The 19,759-nt window shown below is 44.3% G+C and carries 14 protein-coding genes and 2 riboswitches; of the genes, 1 reads left to right on the top strand and 13 read right to left on the bottom strand.

Features of this window, described 5'->3' with window-relative positions:
* Positions 1–46 precede the first annotated feature (46 nt).
* From AC0YN7_RS12140 to AC0YN7_RS12115, 6 genes are all read right to left on the bottom strand, one after another.
* Positions 47–943, bottom strand: a complete 897-nt coding sequence (locus AC0YN7_RS12140; protein ID WP_475810261.1) for a carbohydrate ABC transporter permease — start codon at positions 941–943, stop codon at positions 47–49.
* A 28-nt stretch (positions 944–971) separates the two neighbouring features.
* Complete coding sequence (locus tag AC0YN7_RS12135) at positions 972–1,916, bottom strand: ABC transporter permease (RefSeq protein ID WP_475810260.1); 945 nt, start codon at positions 1,914–1,916, stop codon at positions 972–974.
* Between the two features lie 173 nt (positions 1,917–2,089).
* The gene (locus tag AC0YN7_RS12130; protein WP_475810259.1) at positions 2,090–3,814 is read right to left on the bottom strand and encodes a sensor histidine kinase; all 1,725 of its coding nucleotides are present in this window, start codon (positions 3,812–3,814) and stop codon (positions 2,090–2,092) included.
* Complete coding sequence (locus tag AC0YN7_RS12125; RefSeq protein ID WP_475810258.1) at positions 3,811–5,367, bottom strand: response regulator; 1,557 nt, start codon at positions 5,365–5,367, stop codon at positions 3,811–3,813. The genes AC0YN7_RS12130 and AC0YN7_RS12125 overlap by 4 nt, the downstream gene beginning before the upstream one ends.
* A 162-nt stretch (positions 5,368–5,529) precedes the next feature.
* A complete protein-coding gene (locus tag AC0YN7_RS12120) occupies positions 5,530–6,654 on the bottom strand; it encodes a response regulator (RefSeq protein WP_475810257.1) in 1,125 nt (374 codons plus the stop codon).
* A gap of 121 nt (positions 6,655–6,775) precedes the next feature.
* Positions 6,776–7,585 carry a transglutaminase-like domain-containing protein gene (locus AC0YN7_RS12115; protein ID WP_475810256.1) on the bottom strand — a complete coding sequence of 270 codons (810 nt, stop codon included), beginning with the start codon at positions 7,583–7,585 and terminating at the stop codon, positions 6,776–6,778.
* Positions 7,586–7,598: 13 nt separating this feature from the next.
* A riboswitch (cyclic di-GMP riboswitch) is annotated at positions 7,599–7,681 on the bottom strand.
* 33 nt (positions 7,682–7,714) lie between these two features.
* Positions 7,715–7,795: riboswitch (cyclic di-GMP riboswitch) on the bottom strand.
* A gap of 343 nt (positions 7,796–8,138) precedes the next feature.
* Here AC0YN7_RS12115 and AC0YN7_RS12110 point away from each other — a divergent pair.
* The gene (locus AC0YN7_RS12110) at positions 8,139–9,470 is read left to right on the top strand and encodes an ArsB/NhaD family transporter (RefSeq protein WP_475810255.1); all 1,332 of its coding nucleotides are present in this window, start codon (positions 8,139–8,141) and stop codon (positions 9,468–9,470) included.
* A gap of 196 nt (positions 9,471–9,666) precedes the next feature.
* Here the strand turns inward: AC0YN7_RS12110 and AC0YN7_RS12105 are convergent, their stop codons facing one another.
* The 7 genes from AC0YN7_RS12105 to AC0YN7_RS12075 form a co-directional block, all read right to left on the bottom strand.
* Positions 9,667–10,485: a DeoR/GlpR family DNA-binding transcription regulator gene (locus AC0YN7_RS12105; protein ID WP_475810254.1), complete on the bottom strand. Its 819-nt coding sequence runs from the start codon at positions 10,483–10,485 to the stop codon at positions 9,667–9,669.
* Positions 10,486–10,507: 22 nt separating this feature from the next.
* A complete protein-coding gene (locus AC0YN7_RS12100; protein ID WP_475810253.1) occupies positions 10,508–11,389 on the bottom strand; it encodes a PhnE/PtxC family ABC transporter permease in 882 nt (293 codons plus the stop codon).
* Positions 11,390–11,400: 11 nt separating this feature from the next.
* Positions 11,401–12,189, bottom strand: a complete 789-nt coding sequence (locus AC0YN7_RS12095; protein ID WP_475810252.1) for an ABC transporter permease subunit — start codon at positions 12,187–12,189, stop codon at positions 11,401–11,403.
* A complete protein-coding gene (gene phnC / locus AC0YN7_RS12090) occupies positions 12,176–12,991 on the bottom strand; it encodes a phosphonate ABC transporter ATP-binding protein (protein WP_475810251.1) in 816 nt (271 codons plus the stop codon). The genes AC0YN7_RS12095 and phnC overlap by 14 nt, the downstream gene beginning before the upstream one ends.
* Positions 12,992–13,062: 71 nt before the next feature.
* A complete protein-coding gene (locus AC0YN7_RS12085) occupies positions 13,063–13,911 on the bottom strand; it encodes an HAD family hydrolase (protein WP_475810250.1) in 849 nt (282 codons plus the stop codon).
* Positions 13,911–14,969, bottom strand: a complete 1,059-nt coding sequence (locus AC0YN7_RS12080) for a phosphate/phosphite/phosphonate ABC transporter substrate-binding protein (protein WP_475810249.1) — start codon at positions 14,967–14,969, stop codon at positions 13,911–13,913. The genes AC0YN7_RS12085 and AC0YN7_RS12080 overlap by 1 nt, the downstream gene beginning before the upstream one ends.
* Before the next feature lie 416 nt (positions 14,970–15,385).
* On the bottom strand, positions 15,386–19,690 hold the full coding sequence (locus AC0YN7_RS12075; RefSeq protein ID WP_475810248.1) for an S-layer homology domain-containing protein: 4,305 nt from the start codon (positions 19,688–19,690) through the stop codon (positions 15,386–15,388).
* Positions 19,691–19,759: the final 69 nt, after the last annotated feature.

Raw genomic sequence — 19,759 nt, 5'->3', positions numbered from 1 at the left:
ATTAATTCGTATATTCTATCATGAGCTAGAGCCGTACGGGACGGCATTACCCTTTGATAGCGCCAACCATAACGCCTTTTACGAAATACTTCTGAACGAAAGGATAGATAGCTAACATCGGGATAATGGAGAACATAATCATTGTGGCTTGTAGCTGCCTGCCGGAAAATTCCGAATGCTGGGTTAGATTTTGCATAGCCAACATCAAGCCAGACGTGTTGTTCTCAATAATAATTTTGCGCAATATGACCTGAAGTACCTGACTTTTTGGATCTGAGATGTAGATCAGGCTATCAAACCATGCATTCCAATGACCGACCGCAACCCATAAGGCGATTGTCGCCAATACAGGCTTGGAAAGCGGAAGAACGATTTGCAAAAATATTCTCAAATACCCTGCGCCGTCTACTCGAGCTGATTCCTCAATCTCTTCAGGCAGTGAACGGAAGAAGTTGCGGACGATGAGAACGTTAAAAGCAGTGATCATTCCCGGCACAACGAGTGCCCATACTGTGTTGTACATGCCAAGCTCTTTTATCAAAAGATAGGAAGGGATAAGTCCGCCTCCGAACAGCATCGTGAATAGGATAAGCCCGGTGGAAATTCGGTTTAATGGCAAGTCCCTCTTCGAGAGCGGAAAGGCCGTTAAGGTAGTGAATACAACCGACAAGACGACTCCGAGGACGGTTCGTATAATCGTATTTTTATACCCGTACCATAACGCATCATATTGAAACGCTAATTTGTAGCTGTCCAATGTAAATTGTGAAGGAAATAATACGAGTCCTGACGTGTATGCCGTGCTCTTCGACCCTCCTCCATCCATGGAAATAATCACCTGCGTCCAGAATGGATATAATGTAAGCAGCAGAAGCAGAAACATAAATACATAGAGGAAAACATCAAAGATTTTTTCGCCCTGTGTCTTCTTTACTGTAAGCATAACGGAACACCTCCAAATGACCATGCGTTTACCATATCGCACTGTCCTTCTGGCCCATCATTTTCATGATTTGGTTGACAGTGAAGATAAGAATGAGTGCTACAACTGATTTGAACAAACCCACTGCAGTAGCATAGCTGTAAGCCATATCCACCAAACCTTTTCGATACACATAAGTGTCAATAATATCTGCCACACTGTAAACTTTGACGTTATACATATTGAAAATCTGGTCGAAGCCTGCATCCAATATACCTGACATAGAAAGGATCAGCATAATGGCTATTACTGGAGCGATCATTGGGATCGAAATGTACCACATCCTCTTAAATCGACCTGCTCCATCCAGAACTGCTGCTTCATACATTTGCGTATCGATGCCAGACAACGCCGCGAAATAGATAATGGAGCCCCAGCCGAAGCTTTGGAAAATATGAGTGATAACGAGCACCGTACGGAAATACCGATCATCCGCTAAATAAAGGATCGGGTCGCCTCCAAACATCGTGATGACCGTATTAAGCGGGCCTTCCCAAGAAAAGATGGAGAAGAAAATACCGCCAAGAATGACCCATGATATGAAGTGCGGCAAGTACGATATCGTTTGTACGAATTTTTTAAACTTGGCGTTATTTATTTCGTTTAATAATAAAGCGAAAATAATCGGAACCGGAAAACCAAACAGCAGTTTGTAAAAACTAATGATGATCGTGTTTTTAAGCACCTTGTAAAAATAGGGATCGGCAAACAGCTTTTCGAAATGCTTTAAGCCCACCCAAGGACTCCCCATAATTCCTTCCAAAAATTTGTAGTCTTTAAATGCCAGAACTACACCATACATCGGAGCGTAATTGAATACCAAGAAATAAATCATGCCTGGAACCAGCATTAGGAGTAGGACACGATACTTTCTCCAATTGCTCCATTTCTTATCTGCGATTTTCACTTTCCTCGCAGCAGTGACCTCGCTCATTATGAGTTCCTCCTTTCTAAAAGCAGCCATGATAGCGATTACATTTGCTTAATATAAGCATATCAGCGGGCCCAATTGTCGTATATATCACAAATCTCCGATCCATATCAGATTTCTCCGCTATTACATAAAAAGACTCTGCACCCTAGAAAGAGGACAGAGTCAACCGATTATTATGCTTCCCTCAACTGAGGGATTGTTACTCTCATGACGGTACCTTCGCCAATTGTACTGCTGATCGTGATCCCATATTCATCGCCAAACTTCAATTTAAGCCGTTCGTTCACATTTTTCAAGCCATAGCCGGATGACTGAACCGTCAGCAAATCTCCAATCAATTCCTCGGAGATACCTTGCCCGTTATCTTCCACTGTAAATACGACCGTATCCTGCACAATGTGAGCCGTCAGCAGCAATTGACCACGGCCGTCATCTTTCTTGTCAATGCCATGTTGGATTGCATTTTCCACGAGTGGCTGCAGGACGAGATTGATCATCCGATACGAATAGACCCGCTCATCAATATCGTACACGACTTCAAAATTGTAATTTTTCATGATCAGCATAATTTCCAAGTAGGACATGATGTTCTCAAGCTCATCCCGGACGGTAATAATTTGTCCGCCTTTGTTAAGGGCAGTACGGTAAAATTTCGACAATGAGACTACGATGTGACTGATGTCATGCTCTTCGCTACGCAGCGCCTTCCAATTGACGAATGACAACGTATTGTACAAAAAGTGAGGGTTAATTTGTGCTTGTAAAGCGCGAAGCTCCGCGTCTTTCTGTATGACTTTGCTCGCATACGACTCCTGAATCACCTCATTAAGTCTTTTGAGCATATTCCCAAACCGGATCATCAGCTCTCCGATTTCATCCTTTACTTCCGTTTTTACCTGCAAATCCATCTCTCCGGCTTCAACACGTTTCATCCAAGACACAAAGATATGAATTCTCTTCATCATATTGTTAGTCAACACTGAAATGAGTACAAGGAGAATGAGCACGCATACCCCCGCAACAATCGAAGTAGCGGTCAAAATCTTGCCAGCGTTCAATGACACGTTTTTTACAGGAACATAGGTATAGATCAACCATCCCGATTGCGGTATGCTTTTATTTAGAACTAGCAATTTCTGATTGTTAATATGCACAGTTCCGCTCTCCGCCGCCCTGATGATATCCCTATCATCCAGATTGCCCAAGTCAAATTTTCGCGCATATTTTTCGGAATTTGAATAGAGAACTCCGCCTCGCGAGTTTGTCACGATTACCCCATTACCCGGCATTAGTTCGTCGACCCGATCGAATAATCCTTTTTCATTGATCTGCATGACCAGTATATTATTCTGACCTTTCACGAGCAGACGCGGAAAGGGGCTTATGAAAAATAGCTCGGACATAGACCGGATCCATACCTGCTTATCCACGCTTGTTCCAAGCTCCTTGTACCAAGATAGCTCGGGCAATCGCTTGGCAGACAAAATAGCGTACCCGGACTCGGGCATGTCATTTTCTGTGTAAATGGTCAATTGGTTAATATATCTGTTTGTAATCCGGATCTGGTTAAAATTCGGGTAGATATATCTATTCAAGTCATTGTACAGGTTCACGTAGTCCAGATAGGAAGCACTAACGATTTGTTGGATCTTGTTGTGGTATAGTATCGAATTTGCCGTATTATTATACAACTCCGCCTTGAAATTAAAATACTCGGCCATCGTATCGACATTCCGGTTCAACGCTTGCTCGGCTTGCGTGTTCAACAACTGCTTGGACTGCCAATATGAATAGATTCCGAGCACCATAATTGGAATAATAATGACCGACAAATAAGATAAAAACAGCTTCGGCTTCAAGCGAAGACGCTTCCAATGACGAGCGATGACAGTGATCATAGATCGAGTTCTTCCCGAAATTGAGTCGGTGTCTTTCCGATATGAGTTTTAAATAAAGAACAGAAATACGCCACGTTGACGTATCCCGTCTCTTCACCGATGTCGGCTATTTTTTTGTTTGTTTCCGCAAGCAGCTGCTTCGCTTTCTTCATGCGTGTATTCGTAATGTATTTGATGATACTGACGCCTACCTGCTTTTTGAATAAATGGCTCAAATAGTTGGGTGATAAGTAAACGCTTTCCGCCAACTCATCGACAGATAAACCCCGATTGTACTCGTTATGGATCGTTCGGACAATCGATTCGATTACTTTGCGGTTCGAATCGACTGTCTGGCCATCCGAAGATTCACAGCTTTCCAGCACCGTAATCATCAGCATGCATAGTTCACTCAGCTTATTCGATTTATAAATATTTTCTAACGTTTTTTTGAATTGCTCCGTATTTTTCTTCGGCGCGTAGTCAAACGTCATTTTCAAAATTTCCATGCAGTTGTACTTCAAAAAAATCGAAGAAATCTGCTTACCAGCCTGCAGTGACTCATACAATTTTTCAAAGCGCCTTCGGGCGGATGAGAAATCCTTGCGCTCTACGTCTTTTGCAATTTCTGTTATTTTCTCTTCCACGTTCTCGGACGATTGGCGGTCCATCCAAAAACTTTCCGCAAACAATACCGCACCTTTATCATAGAAAAACTTGCTCTCCAAAACCGATTCAATTTCGTTATACGCAACCCTAAGGCTGCCAAGATTCTCGATCGGACCGCTAAACGCTACAAAAAGATCTGTGTCGTAAGCATTTCTGAATTGCTGCAAAATATTGTTTCCGAGATCTTCTAAGTGAGCAGTCGTTTCCCCTTCCAATGCTTCCATGAAGAGCAAACTCTGATATTCATTCAAATTGAAGGCTTCATGCGGCCTTTGCACCCATTCGCTGATCATACTTTCGAAATCGAGATCAGACAAATCGAATATACGGCTGCGTGAATCCAAAATAACCATACGAATCAGCTGGGAACCGGCAAACATCGGTATTGGAGCATGTGATTCCGATGACTCGTGCTGAATGTCGCCGATTTCCCCATGAATTAATTGCGAAACGAGCTTCTGCTTCTCGTAGCGAATACCTTGTCCATAAGCCTTCTCGAGCTGCTCCTGCCGCTTCTCCTCATGACGTTCCTGTTCGCACATGTGGATGACCTGTGAAACAACCTTCAAAAATTCATTAACTTGAACCGGTTTCAAAATATACCGAATCGCATTTACGTCTATCGCTTTCTGAGCGTATTCAAACTCCCCGTAGGCGCTCATGAAGATCACCTTAACCGGAATATTCAGTTCTCGAACTTTGGCGGCAAGCTGAAGTCCGTCCATTCCCTTCATTCGGATATCTGAGAATAAGATGTCAACGGGGTGCTGCTGCATAAACTCAAGCGCGCTCTCTCCGCTATCCGCTTCAAATGTCTCCAGCTCCAACCCATACTTTTCTATCAGAAATTTCACGCCGTCCCGCTCGAAAGGTTCGTCGTCTACGATAAGCATCTTAAACATCATTATTCACCTCGATCAATTATTGAGTAGTTCGCGAATTTTATCTTTTTGAAATCATGTCTATTGTTTCGACAATCTTCTCACAATTCCTCTGATCGTTAAACAATATCAAATGCATACATATTTTAAAACAAATTCTCAACGAAAAAGGCTCAATCATAACGATTAAGCCTCCCGCTGTTTATACCATTCTGTTATATACTCACTTGGCTGCTCATTAAATTCGGATAACAAAGCCGTAGTCAACGTAGTATATTGTCGATTAACGAGTAAATGTTGATCCATAGCTGCATATATTTTCATAAGAGAAAAATGGGCTTTCTCTTCTTGGACGTGCTTTGTGCAAATTTCATCATACCAAACGATGGATTTATCTAGCTGGTCATGTTTCTCGTACCAGCTCGCAATCTCATACGAAATATTAAGCCAGAGCTTCTTAAGACGCTCTCTCTCGCTTTCCACCCACCAATAATCATATTCCTGTAAATAGTCTCCTGTATATAACTTCATTAATTCTATGTAATTATCTATCGTTTCAAATGATAGAGCCTCTTCAGCTGCTAATCGATTCTCCCATTCTTCCACGTCTATCACAACATCATTTATACTTAAAATATAACCTTCCATCGCGTTCATGATTTGAAAGTGATCAGCAAATTGTGCCAATGTTTTCCGGACGTGATAGATTGCCGTATACAATTGCGAATAGACTTTATCCGATTCATACTCCTGCCATAACGTATCAATTAATACCGATTTACGAACGAATTGACCGCGATGTTGAAGTAAGTATAGAAATAACTCCTGCGCTTTAGTCGTTCGCCAATGAATGACAGATTGCTGCGTATTTGATATTTCAACAGATACTTGCTTAAAAATATTTATTTTCATCACAGAGGGAGCTAGATCTTCTATCTCTACTTGAGAAGATTCTATTTCATCCCTAATTCGAGCAATCGTTTTGACCAGTCTATCCGATCTAACCGGCTTTACTAAATAATCCAAAGCGTTAAGTTCAAAAGCCTTAACCGCATATTCACTATATGCCGTTACAAATACAATATTTAAATCCGGCTTCTTCTCTAGAATCTGTTCCGCTAGCTGAATTCCGTTTATTTCCGGCAAGTTAATATCAAGAAAAACCAAATCCACATCCTCAGCTAGAATGTCTCTCCTCGCTGCAATCGGATCTATGTAGGCACCAATAACCTCAATCTGATCGTGCTTCATAAGCTGACGCTTCAAGTAATCCACAGCAAGTTGTTCATCATCTACAAGAATCACTTTCATCCTATATACTCCTTAATCATGGAATTTAATAATTCTGTATTCCTTGTGATAAGAATTGTATGATCTCTAAATAAAGAAGGCCACGAACATAATGTTCGAGGCTCTTTAAACCAAATACACGTTAGTATTGTTTGGAAGCAGTGTACTTAGAGGCATCCTTTATCATCGTAAAAGCTGTAGTTGTGCCATTCCAGCCTGCATCAACCGTTGTGTCTATAATTACCCATTTATTATTTAAATAGACTTCATTCCAAGCGTGATAGGTACTCACATAATCTGACGTGCCCATAACCAGCTTAGCTGGAATCCCTTCACTCCGAAGCATCGCTGCAAACAATGCGGAATATCCATAACATATATCTTTTTTCGATAGTAATGTACGATCGATTTGAGGAAGATAGTCCGAAGATACGCCGCTTGCTGCCAACTTGCTATCATATTTAATGTTATTTATCACATACTTATAAATTTCTTTTACTTTATCAGTATCTGTCTTTAAATTTTTCGTCAGCTCTTTCGACTTTTGAATAGCTTTGCTTTTATCATTCCAATTTATATTCTGAATCGAATTCAAGTATACAGCTGTGCTGTCCTTCAAATTAAGCTTAACGTTGTCCTTGTAAATAACCTTATACTTATTTCCGCTTATATTTTCCAATACGCTAACCGTATAATCGCCGTTGCCTAATTGAAGAGGAAATGACTCCATTTTCTTGCCGGCAGTTAAATTATAGGAATACTTCTCCTGACCTTTAACGATCAACAGCTTCGTCTTAACGTTAGCCTTTACATCGTATTTCACACTAATGATTCCCTTGCTTACATCAGCTTCGTTTAACCACGAATTAACCTCTTCAGCATGGACCGCCGCTCCATTAAATAAAGGACATAAAATGACAATAGCAGCTATAAACAGCATAAACTTCTTCATTCATAAAACTCCCTTCGGTGGCCAGGCTGCCATCTTATTTAAGAAGGCCCTATAGCTTTGCGTCCCTACCTTTCGATAGGTTTGCCATTATCGTATAAAGTTTTATTTCCAACAAAAAAAGCCTATCCATTCGGTAACTGTCTGCCATCTATTTAAGAAGGCCCTACAGCTTTGCGTCCCTGTCTTTCGACAGATTTGCCATTTAATGTTTAGCTTTTATTCTCTTATACTATCATATCTTGTAGTTATAACAAGACTATATTACAAATTCACCGTAAACGCATAGGCCAAATGCTATCCTATACAACTATCTTTACGAGATAAATATCAACAACTGACACTAGCAGATTTTAATAGAGTTAGGGATATTGACCAGTACGAACGATATGTCTACTACGTATATATACATTACAAAGATATTTTTACTACAAAAAAAGGAGGGGGAATTAGTAGACAAAGTAGACTTCGACTTGATGCTAGACTGAAACCATTTCTTTTAAGTAAGGAGAGTTGATAACAAGAAAAAACTTTCAATTTGAAAAGAGGTTTTATTATGAATGATTTAATGGTCATTGTCACAATCTGCGCTTTCTTCTTTACAGTTGGTTTCATCTTCTGGCGTCCCCATGTTAATGAAGCAATCCCTGCAACCATTGGAGCCCTATTCGTTATACTCAGTGGAAGTGTATCATTCGCTGACCTGGGAAAAATAACAGAGACGATTAGCGGTGCCGCAGTAACGATTATAGCCACCATTGTAATGGCCATTGTTCTGGAAAGCTTTGGTTTTTTCTACTGGGCGGCTGAGCTTTTATTGAAACAGGCAAAAGGGTCAGGCATTCGCCTTTTCTGGATTACGATTCTCTTTTGTTTTCTCATGACACTCTTCGTGAACAATGATGGCAGTATATTAATCACAACACCTATTCTATTACTTCTTCTTCAAAACATGGGTCTCAAAAACCATCAAAAAATACCTTATCTCATCTCGGGAGCTCTAATTGCAACAGCTTCCAGCGCTCCTATTGGAGTTAGTAATATCGTAAATTTAATTGCTATAAAAATCGTTCACATGGATCTCTATATGCATACCGCTATGATGTTCGTTCCTGCCTCACTTGGACTACTACTACTATCCTTCCTACTGTTTGCAACCTTCTATCGCGTTCTCCCGAAAAAATTGCCGCCAGCTGCAGCATGGAATCTGATGCTAGGGACTCATCCGCTCAAAGATACCATTTCCAGAGAGAATCGGACTAGCTTCATGCGAAATATATTCCTATTTGTTTTAACCATTCGAGTACTCCTATTTGTAGCCTCTTATATACATTTTCCCGTTTCGTTAATGGCTGTAATCGGATCCACTCTATTACTCGCGTGGCGTTGGATCTATTTAAAAATCTCTCCTGCCGATATGCTGAAGAAAACCCCTTGGTATATATTCATTTTCGCTTTCAGTATGTACGTCATTATTTACGGTCTGAATAATATTGGATTGACGGATTTGCTTATTCAGCTGCTTCAGCCTATTGTCTCTGGAAGCTTACTCAATGCAAGTGTTCTAATGGGTACCCTCTTGAGCGTCCTATCGAATTTATTCAACAATCATCCTGCTTTAATGGTCGGAACGCTCACATTAATGAATATGGGACTCGATCCGTTAACGTTAAAAATCTCCTATTTGGCAAGTGTAATAGGTAGTGATGTAGGCTCGCTCTTTTTACCAATTGGTACTCTGGCTACAATAATGTGGATGAATATATTAAGAAAAGGCGGCGTGAAAATAAGCTGGGGACAATATATCAAAGTAACGTCGCTTGTCATTCCAATCACTGTCATCTTCACACTAGTTATTTTATCCTATTGGGTTTCTTGGCTGTTTTAATATAACAATCAGAAATACGCGGATTGTTCAGTCAGTAAGATTAGTTCGTTGTTATTATCTTCGGAATACCGCCGGATTGGGAATCGAGTAGGCCCATGCACAGTTGCATGGGCCTCTCATAGAACGTACGTGCGGATCATCACATACGGCTTCTTCATGATTATCCCCGCTGGGGATGTTGGTTGACAAGGCCGATTTACATAAACAACTCGCCTTTCCCCAGCTTTTCCGTCATGACATTGATCCAGGTGATGCTTCTTTGCTCCAAATGGGGCATCCACTGCGACGGTTGGGGGACATCGGTGACGATGACGTCGATATCTTTCAGATCCAATATTTTATAGGGACAGCTGTTGCCAAACTTCGTATGGTCCGTCATGATAACGGTCATCTTCGCCGTACTCACCACTTTGCGCAGCAGATAGCCTCGCTCCAGATCAAAGCCCGTGATGCCCTTATCAATCGTAAATCCGTCCACCGATATAAGCGCCTTGTCGACATGGAAATTTTCGGCCATCGTCTCCGCCAGTCCGCCGGCAACCCTGGAATACCGGGGCAGCACCCGGCCCCCAAGCAAATAGATGTGGCCGCTAAACAATCCCTTGCCGTATAGATCCATAATCAAGCTCAGCAAATCAAATGAATAGACGACAACCGTAATGTTCTGCTTATCCTGTAGGTAGTAAATCACCTGCATTGGTGTGGAACCGTCATCGATGAAGACGACATCATTGTCTTCGATCAAGGCGGACGCCGCGAGACCGATTTTCCGCTTCTCCTCAACACGCACGACTTCTCGGTTGAGATGTGGAAGCTCCTCCCGGTTGACGTTGACTTTGACCGCACCGCCGTAGATCCGCTTCAGTCGTTTCTCCCTCTCTAGTTCTTCCAGATACCGGCGGATCATCTCTCCCGAAACCTTCAGCTTGTCTGATAAATTTGACGTGCGCACCAAACCTTCGAGCTCCAAAGTATCAAGAATGATCTTCTTGCGTTCTTCTCCAATAAAAGACATGCCTGCCCGCCCCTTCTTATCCTTAGCCGTGTTTCCCGGTACTTAATGCGCCCTGCCTCAGTCTGTGCTTCAACCGGGTCGAGCCAATCTCCAGCACAATAGCAAAGAAAAGAATGAAATACGTCAGAGCCCCGATCTCCTTGATATCGTAATATAGACTGCCGGCCATATATAAATCGTAGCCGAGTCCTCCGGCTCCCGCTGCAGCCCCCATAGCCAGCGCATTGGAAAAATTCATTTCCAGCCGCAGAAACGTCCACGATATCAAATAAGATAGGGAGGATGGAAACACGGCTTGAAATACGATTTGTATCCGGCTGGCGCCGCTCGCTTTCAATGCCTCGAGCGTACCGCTATCGATTTCCTCGAATGCCTCGGAATAAGCTTTCGTCAAGTAGCTTATCGTATGCCAGGTCATCCCGACGACTGCCGCTACACTCCCCAGTCCGGAGGAAACGGCAAAAATGAGGACCCACAATATGGTTGGTACTGCTCGAATGACCGCGACTGCGGCCCTTACGAAGCCTGACACTTTATTGCCGCTTAAATTGCGTGCCGCAAGCAAGCTGAGGCCGAAAGCAATAATGGCGCCAATAATCGTCGTCAGCACGGCAAGCCCCAACGTAATGAACGCAGAATAGACGGCCTTCCCGAAGGTGAAATGCTTGAAATGTGGCTCCGTAAACATAAGCCGGAAATTGTCGAGCATCAGAAGCAAGCCCTCGCCAAACGGGATGTACTTACTCTCCAAATTGAACAGGGCGTACAGCGTAATGACGGCGATGACAAGCAACGTGACTTTGACTGTGAAATTCGCTCTATTGAATGGCCTTCTGCGCAGCGGCTCCAATGAAACGGGAGCGACGATGCGTGAAGCGTCTATTTCCGAGTTGTTCGGTAACATATTAATCCCCCCTACACGATGACTCTACGAATGGCATTGGATATCAATTCGATGACAAGCACAGCCATCACAATGACGAGTACGACCAGACTGGCAGATGCATAGTTCAAGCTTTTATAGTAAAGATCGAACGAGAACCCGATCCCCGTACCGGTCAAGATACCCACCAGCGTAGCGCTTCGAATGTTCGTCTCTACCATATACAGCAGCCAGCTGATCATCTGAGGCGTGCCGGATGGCAGAACCGCTCTGCATACGATCGATAAATATCCGGCCCCCGAAGCCTTCAATGCCTCTACGGAGCTGCCGCTGACCTCATCGATCGTCTCCATAAACGCCCGCGTCAAAAATCCAAAGCTCGCAAACAAGAGTGCCAGAAAACCGGTCAGCCCGCTCTGTCCGAACGAAAAAAGCAGCACCATCGCCCAGGCGGAAACGTCGACATTCCGAAACAAGGTCGCGATAAAGCGGGCAGACGTACTGAAAAATCCGTTTACCTTGGTTGTATCCGACCCCAGTACAGCAAACACGACAGCGCCGACAGCCCCGACGGCTGCCGCTGCGATGGACATGACAAGCGTATCCCACAGCTTCGACATGATTTGCGGAAGCTTAGACATCGCCTTGGCATCGGGATAGAAATTGGATGCTGCCCACTTCATCGCATCTGGGAAAGAGAGCACGCCCTTCATAAGATTAAACTGAGTTATGGCGGACGCCGCCCAGGCGATCATAAGAACGCCTAGCAAAATGAAAAACGTCCGTCTCCGCTTACGTAAAAAGAACTTATCCAATTTCATACGTCAACCGCGCCTCCTGCTTGAATGAGGGTGCTTCATCCATAATCAGCTCCCCCTTGTCAGACCCGTAAATATGATGAATACGATCCGGCGTCAGTTCCTCCGGCGTTCCGTTGAACACGATTTTTCCCTTGTTGACCCCGATAATCGTATCCGAATATTTCAATGCGACATCGACCTGATGCAAATTGACGAGAACCGTGATGCCCATTGTCTTGTTGATGTTTCGCAAATGGTCCATAATGACCTTCGAGGAGCTCGGATCCAGGGAGGCGATCGGCTCGTCGCAAAGCATCAGCCGCGGCTCCTGGATGAGCGCTCTGGCGATACCGACTCGTTGTTTTTGTCCTCCACTCAACTGGTCGCAGCGTTTAAACATCTGCTCCGACAAGCCGAGCGTCTGCAGGATCTCTTGGCACTGCCGCTTCTCCTTCTCGTTGTAAATGCCGAACGCGCCCGCAACGGCGCTCTTGTAGCCCAGTCGGCCATGCAGAACATTCTCTGCGACGCTTAACCGGTCAACCAGATTGTAATGCTGGAAGATCATACCGATCTTGGTCCGGAACTGCCGCAGCGCTCCCCGGCTCAAGCGAGAGGTATCCTTGCCATCGAACAGAATCCGTCCGCCGCTTGGCTCGACCATGCGGTTGATGCACCGGAGCAAGGTCGATTTGCCCGCTCCGGAAGGACCGATAATGGTTACGAATTCGCCATTCTTAATTGAGAAGCTGATATCCTCCAAGGCCATGGCGTCTTTATTGTAACGTTTGGATATGTTATCCAAAACAAGTAATGTCGACATAAGATGCTCCTTTGCTAGTTAAAAGCTGAAAATCAGACCCTGTATCGAAACTCGAACAGGGCCCTGCAACCTTAACGTGAGTCTGCGTTTTCTACGATGAAATAGTTTTCAATACTGCATTGTTCATAAGAAGTAATAAATGCATCTGCGTTCAAGTAGACCTCGCGCTCCCGAATCATGTCCGCTTCCGTGCTTTCCTCTGGTAGAACCGCAATGGTCACGGCGGCTCCAGCCGCTCTGCCCATGCGCATATCGTGCTCAGTGTCGCCCAGAATGGCGGCATCCACAGGCGATATTCCCAACCTTTCGCAGGCCAGTTCCACCATGTCTGGATGAGGCTTGCCGCGAAGAACGGCATCGCTGCCGATCACTTCCCGAAAATAATGCCGGATACCCAACCACTCCAGATGCTTAATGGCATCCTCTGTGTCGTCGGCAGTGACAACCGCCATCGGTAGCTTTCTGGACATGCATTGATCGAGAAAGTCGACTAGTCTATAGCGGGCTTGTACCGGCCGGAGCATATCGATCTCCCAGTTCGTCCGGCGGATGCATTCCTCCATGCAGCGGTCCGCTTCTTCGGCAGGAACCCCCAAGTCGCTGATATGTTCGGTCAACAGCGCCTTCACCTGGACGTTCGTGCCGGTGGACAGCAGTCCCGCCCGATCGTAGTCCACCACGTTGCCGCTTTCGTCGCAGTTGATACCGAGCAGCATCGTCAGGGATTCCGGCGACGCGTTAATCTTGTATTGCTCCTGAAGCAGTATCACAATGTTACGAATCAACAGTTTGCTCCAGCTGCCCCACAAGCCAATGAAGTCCAGAAGCGTTCCGTCTTTATCGAATAAAATTGCTCTTACGGGATATGCTCTGCCCTCAACCCGAAGCAACGCTTCTCCCTCTTGGATATGCTCTCTCATCAGTTAGACAACTCCCGGATCGGGTTATACCAGGCATCGTCGACCGGAAGGAACTTCGCATCCCCCGACTTCCAGAACAGTCCGGATTTCTCGGAATCCTCCGGCAGGAACACACTTTCATTGTTCGCCGTTGCTTCCGATGTCATGATATCTACAATCGCCTTGAAATCTTCATCCGAAATTGTGTCGCGGTTGGCCACGAACGGACCATTCAGTACAGGCGTGACAGAGATCAGACGGAATTGCTCGCCAGGCAGCTTATCGAAAGGCTGCTCCGCGTTCTCTTTCACCTTGTACAATGCGCCTGGACGATTCGCTTCGCCCTCGGCCAGCTCGACATAGTTGCCGACGCATGTATCACAGAAAGCCGCGATATCTGCTTTCTTCGTCAGCAGATTGACTGCGGAGCCTTGATGAGAGCCGCCATATACGACATCGCTGAAGAACTGGCCGCTTCCGCCTTCCATCAGGTCTTCGACCGTCAAGTCTTTATAGGCGTCCTGCTTGGAGAAATGCGAGACAATGGCATTCGAAGGCACTTTGAAGCCCGAGGTCGAGCTGTTGGAAACAAACGAGAACCGTTTGCCGGCGATATTGGCAATCGAATACGCATCCTGTTCCTTATACTGCGCCTCGTCTTCCTGTCTTACCGCAAACCAGCCATAGTAGCTTGCATCGTCGAGCGTACCCGATTCACCGGAGTTCACGACTAGCGGAGCCAGATTGTCGTTCTTCTTCTTGGCTTCGACGTACGAGGTCGCGCCCATGTAGGCAATATCCGCGCTGCCGTTGGTCAGCGCTTCGATCGAAATAATATAATCCGTCGTGGTGAAGTGCTCCACTTTCTTACCCGTCGCTTCCTCGATCATCTTGCTGATCGCGTCGCGCGTTTCCTGCAAGTCCCCACTTGATTCGTTTGGCTGCCAAGCGATTGTAATCGTCTCCTTGGAATCGCCTTTTCCTTTGTTGCTGCTGCCGTTCTTAGTACCGGAGTCATTCGAGCATGCTGAGAGCAGCAGGACAAGAATAAGACTCGCGAATAGCATTCGCCGTTTCATTGGATGATCACCTGTTCTTTCTCTTTAATGGAATCGTGTCAGTCTGGCCGCTTAAGGACGGTCAGCCTAGCCGTTCTACCTCTAATATTAAGGTTGTATTGTAAGGTCAAAATCAATTACAACTTAAGATTTTGTAATGAGAACGTTTACTAACCCCCGACATTCCAACATGATTGCAAATCTCACGTTTTTTTTCATTTTGAGTTTAATAATTCGATAACAAATGGTATTATTTTCCTTATTACTCATCGCATGCACAGGTTGGGACTTTTTGACGTTTACCCAAAAACTAAAATGAGGTGGAATTGCTCTCCCACCCCAAAACTTATCAATTCTAATATGTCAAAAAAGAGATGGTGTCGAAAAGAACACCATCTCTTTTTTTGGTTAAATCTAACTTCCCCAGCAAAAGAGGATTAGTTCAAGCTGTTCAAGAGTGTTTTAATTTGAGGGTTAAGGTTCAATGCATTCAGAATGATCGTCAGAGCCTCAGCCCGTGATGAGGTTCCTTTCGGATCAAATACTCCAATTGACTTGCCGTTGATGATGCCAGCTTGTGCCGCATCTTTAATTTGATTCACCGCAAAAGAGCTTGCGCTTGACATATCCTTGAAGTTACCTTTAGAAACATCTTTTTCAACTTTATTCAAGTCGACAATACGGGACAGTATGATGACCATTTCTTCACGGCTGATCGTTTTGTCCGGCTTGAAGGTTCCGTCTCCGTATCCAGAAATAACTCCTGCGTCTGCAAGTTTCTTAATCGCGTTTTTAGCCCAATGACTGTTAATGTCCTTCAGTTCAATGGCATCATTAACGCTGCCATTGACATCGAATACGTGATCGATGATCGCTGCAAACTCAGCGCGTGTGATTTTACCGTTTGGACGGAACGTTCCATCCTCAAAACCATCGATAAATTGCAATTTCACGAACGTACCAATGGTATTTTCGGCCCAGTGTCCTTTGATGTCAGCCAGTTCAATCTCAACATTAGATTTATTAGCTTCCTCTACCTTGGACTCGATCGCATCAATTAAGTTTTCTTCATTTATAATATTGCTGTTAAATACATTATCTGTAGGTTCAGGTGTCGGCGTTGGTTCAGGTGTTGGTTCAGGCGTCGGCGTATCACTCTGAGTGCTTGCAATTACCTGTGTACTCCATTCACTAGCTCCTGCCGAGTTTTTAGCCCTTACCTTATACGTATGGCTAGTGTTTGCTGCAAGACCTGTGTGTGCGAACGGACTTGAAAGATCCGTTTGAATAACTCCATCCACCATCAGGTCATAGCCAGTTGCGTCTGTTGCATTGTTCCAGGTTACGTAGATTTGTGACTTACTTACTGCTGTTGCTTTCAAACCTGTTGGTACAGCAGGAATTTGATCGACGTTACCGTTCCCATCTGACACTTTTACATTATGGGAGGCACCACCTACCTGCAGCTCGTTACCCTGTTCATTTGCAAGCACAACATTATCTAGAGAAATTGTCGTCTTATCGGTAGTTACAGTTTTAGCCGTAAACTTGAATGCAAGCAAATCACCTTGGGCAGGCACGTTCGCGCCAACGCTGGAAGCGATAATTCGAATTTGTCCCGGCGCCGTCTCCTTTTGACCGATGACTTGGAAGCCGTCTTTCAGTGATGCGATCGAATCGAGCTGCAAAATCACCGGATCATAGTGAAGCGTTAAATCTTGAGCATACACCGATTGGTGAACGCTTTGCGTAACGCCGGTCAGTCCCATCTTCAGATCGAACTTTTCGCCAGGGGCCACCTTTTCCGGTCCAGTTATAACTGTTTGTGGCTTTTCCGAAGGTGCCGATTCCAGAAATACGTTGATCTCTGCAGCCGATGCCCAGCCATTAACAGCCGCCGTCGCTTCGAGCTTGATATAGGATGCGTCTGTCGGATCAAAAGTCGCTACTTTCTCAGCATTGTCCTTCGCCCAATCTCCACTTGCAACCTTGGTAAAGGTCACTCCATCCGTACTTACATAGATATTATAAGTCGTTATAATCCCATTAAGAGCTGACTGCCTCGGCAAATACGCTAACTGGTTAATGTTGTAGGTTCCTCCGAGGTTTAATGTGATCGATTGAGGAAGTACATCAGATTTATCCCACTTTGTATGCCAAAAGGTTTGTGGATTTCCGTCAATCGCATTGAATGCTGAATTATCTTCACCAACCGTTTCCTCACTTGTCGCCGTTGCCGTCATTTGTGACTGAGGGATCTTATTAACAGTCACTTTAATGCTTGTTGTCAGAGGCACGTTATTTGGATTTGCCACCCCTGTTGGCAAAGTTACAGCTCCATTTACAGTGAAGGTCTGTACAGTCGTTACAGCGGGATCATAGTTTGAAGCATCTACATCCCATGTCACTTTGGCATCGCCACTACCACCATCGGTAACCAAGGATACTGTCTTTGGCAATTCAAGGGCGTCTGCTGTCTTCGCCGCTCCGATTGCCACCCCTGTTTTGTCTGCAGGTGCAGTGATGCTCTCCAAATTAACGCCTTGAGGTGTAATGTCAATGTCCTGCGACGAACGGTTATACATGGAATCAGCAGCGAATACTCGGAGTGTATATGGAGTAATTGGCGACAAACCTGAAATCTTGTATTCCCTGTGTTCATCGAATGGCTTGTCTAGCGGAAGCGAAAGACTGTTGAACGATTTGTCAACTTCCCCGGTAAGCTTGTTGATAAGCTGAACATTGTATTCCAACACACGCACATTATCATTGGCTTGCTTCATTGTAAAAGTAAGTTCGTTGTTTTTGAAGGAATTGATCGTAATACCCTCATCAAACTGCGGAGCGATGAGTTCTCTTGTATCACTCTTGCTATACGTAAAGGCATCTTTGCCTTCCCCAACGTAGACTACAGAAGGTATGCCTACAAATTGTTCTGTGCTTAAATTATAATGTTTGATGATAACTTTTGTACCATAAACCTCTATGAAATTCGAGATGCGAGGTGCGGTATTGTATTCGATATACGCACCTTCAATATATCCGCCATACGGACCGCCATCAATATAACTAGAATAATTCGTCGAACCAGCATCAAAATACGAAGCCGCGCCTTGATAGAGAGAACGTTCGTCGGTCGGATCGTAATGCGTATGACCTGACACATAGACCACCTGCGACAGATTATTGTCAGCAATATATTTACCTACATTATTACTTCCCGCGGTGCTCCATTCCGAACCCCAATTGGTTCCACTTATAGGGAAGTGAGAAGATACAAATATCGGTTTTGTTGGATCGTAATCAGCTTCTTTTGTAATTTGATCAAGGAAATTTTTAGCTTTTCCAGACGTGTTGTCATTGTTATAATTTCCGTCAAAAACGACGAGATTATATCCATTTACCTTGACCCGATAAGCATCGTTAAAGAAATTGTTATCGTACGATTGCGTAGATTCGTTCCACGCGCCCGCCGAACCGATAGGAATTAATTTTTCGGCGCCGCCCATATCATGATTGCCTCTTACCAAATAAAGTGAGATATCTTTAAATAAGCCTTCACCTTCAAGTTTTTTGTATACGTTTGTTAGCTCATTCATCCACAGATATTCGATGGCATTGTTACCGCCGGTAACGTCGCCTGGAATCAACATTACGTCGGCTTGCGAAAATATTTTCAGGCTTTTTCTGAAATCATCTTCCACGCGCGCGATTGCAGCAGGATTAGCACTGATTTCCGTATCGCTGTTCACAATCATATTTAAGTCGGCGGGAGTTGCCGTTTTATTACTTTTTTGATAGATGAAGATGGCATTGGTTAGTTCACGTTCGTAATAATTGATTGTCTCTTGGGTAAATAATTTTTCTTTTTGCGTTGTTGCAACCGTATTTGCGGTATTAAAAACCTTTTCCAAATAATCAAAATCAGTTTCGCTGTAGCCGCTGCCGAGACCGCCTGCTAGGATTGCATTTGCTTCTGAAATGGTGTCGTTAAGTACAGTCAAATCTACGTTATTGACATTATAATTACTATAATTCGCTTTAACCGCATCGTTGCTAATTGTACCTTTCCAAATCATCAGCTCAGCGATATCGAATGCGTTACCGCCGAGATTGCCCAATCCATCGGAACCGATATGTAATGGATTCGATGTATCTAACGATCCGAGCTTCAGCGTAGTTTCAGCCATTTCGTAACCATCAATATACAAAGACGCGAGCATTTTATCTCTATCTACCACAAAGGTCACATGACGCCAATCGGAAGCATCAAACGTATTGCGCCCAAAGGAAATGTTCTTTTCTTTTGCATTCGGGAAGCCAAAATTCATTTTGATCGAATTGTCAGATGTATAAATCGCCCAGCCTGCGTTAGAGCCGTTCCCAAAATCCTTGTTTGATAAGATGACCTGATTATTGTTCGTATCGCCCTTATACCAGAAGGACACGGTAAAACTCTCTTCACCAAAATTTAAGCTTTGCGGCGTACTGACATAATTGCTGTTCCCGCTTTCTAAGTGCAGAGCTTTGGTTCCTGGTAATACACCGTCTACATAACTATGATTCCCATTTGCTATCAAATCTTCTTGGGTTGCATCGTCCTTCAAATTATTATCGAATTTAAGCGATGCAAGAAGAGGGTTAGCATTGGCGCCGGCAGTATCTGTTTCTGCGTATGCGCTGGTCGATAACATAGTGAAAAACATCGTTAGTACGAGCGTAACGGATAAAATTTTCTTCATTACAGAAAAACCTCCATTATTTTAAGTCAGAGCTACCACCGAGTCCGAATACACCATCGGCTGTCATGC

The sequence above is a fragment of the Paenibacillus sp. J31R122 genome (genome assembly GCF_056269185.1).
This window is presented reverse-complemented; position numbering and strand designations above follow the sequence as displayed.

Coding starts and splice junctions, on each gene's coding strand:
- AC0YN7_RS12085 (WP_475810250.1), bottom strand. CDS start 13,911: ATGAGAGAGCATATCCAAGAGGGAGAAGCGTTGCTTCGGGTTGAGGGC.
- AC0YN7_RS12080 (WP_475810249.1), bottom strand. CDS start 14,969: ATGAAACGGCGAATGCTATTCGCGAGTCTTATTCTTGTCCTGCTGCTC.
- phnC (WP_475810251.1), bottom strand. CDS start 12,991: ATGTCGACATTACTTGTTTTGGATAACATATCCAAACGTTACAATAAA.
- AC0YN7_RS12100 (WP_475810253.1), bottom strand. CDS start 11,389: ATGTTACCGAACAACTCGGAAATAGACGCTTCACGCATCGTCGCTCCC.
- AC0YN7_RS12115 (WP_475810256.1), bottom strand. CDS start 7,585: ATGAAGAAGTTTATGCTGTTTATAGCTGCTATTGTCATTTTATGTCCT.
- AC0YN7_RS12075 (WP_475810248.1), bottom strand. CDS start 19,690: ATGAAGAAAATTTTATCCGTTACGCTCGTACTAACGATGTTTTTCACT.
- AC0YN7_RS12095 (WP_475810252.1), bottom strand. CDS start 12,189: ATGAAATTGGATAAGTTCTTTTTACGTAAGCGGAGACGGACGTTTTTC.
- AC0YN7_RS12105 (WP_475810254.1), bottom strand. CDS start 10,485: ATGTCTTTTATTGGAGAAGAACGCAAGAAGATCATTCTTGATACTTTG.
- AC0YN7_RS12135 (WP_475810260.1), bottom strand. CDS start 1,916: ATGAGCGAGGTCACTGCTGCGAGGAAAGTGAAAATCGCAGATAAGAAA.
- AC0YN7_RS12110 (WP_475810255.1), top strand. CDS start 8,139: ATGAATGATTTAATGGTCATTGTCACAATCTGCGCTTTCTTCTTTACA.
- AC0YN7_RS12125 (WP_475810258.1), bottom strand. CDS start 5,367: ATGATGTTTAAGATGCTTATCGTAGACGACGAACCTTTCGAGCGGGAC.
- AC0YN7_RS12120 (WP_475810257.1), bottom strand. CDS start 6,654: ATGAAAGTGATTCTTGTAGATGATGAACAACTTGCTGTGGATTACTTG.
- AC0YN7_RS12140 (WP_475810261.1), bottom strand. CDS start 943: ATGCTTACAGTAAAGAAGACACAGGGCGAAAAAATCTTTGATGTTTTC.
- AC0YN7_RS12130 (WP_475810259.1), bottom strand. CDS start 3,814: ATGATCACTGTCATCGCTCGTCATTGGAAGCGTCTTCGCTTGAAGCCG.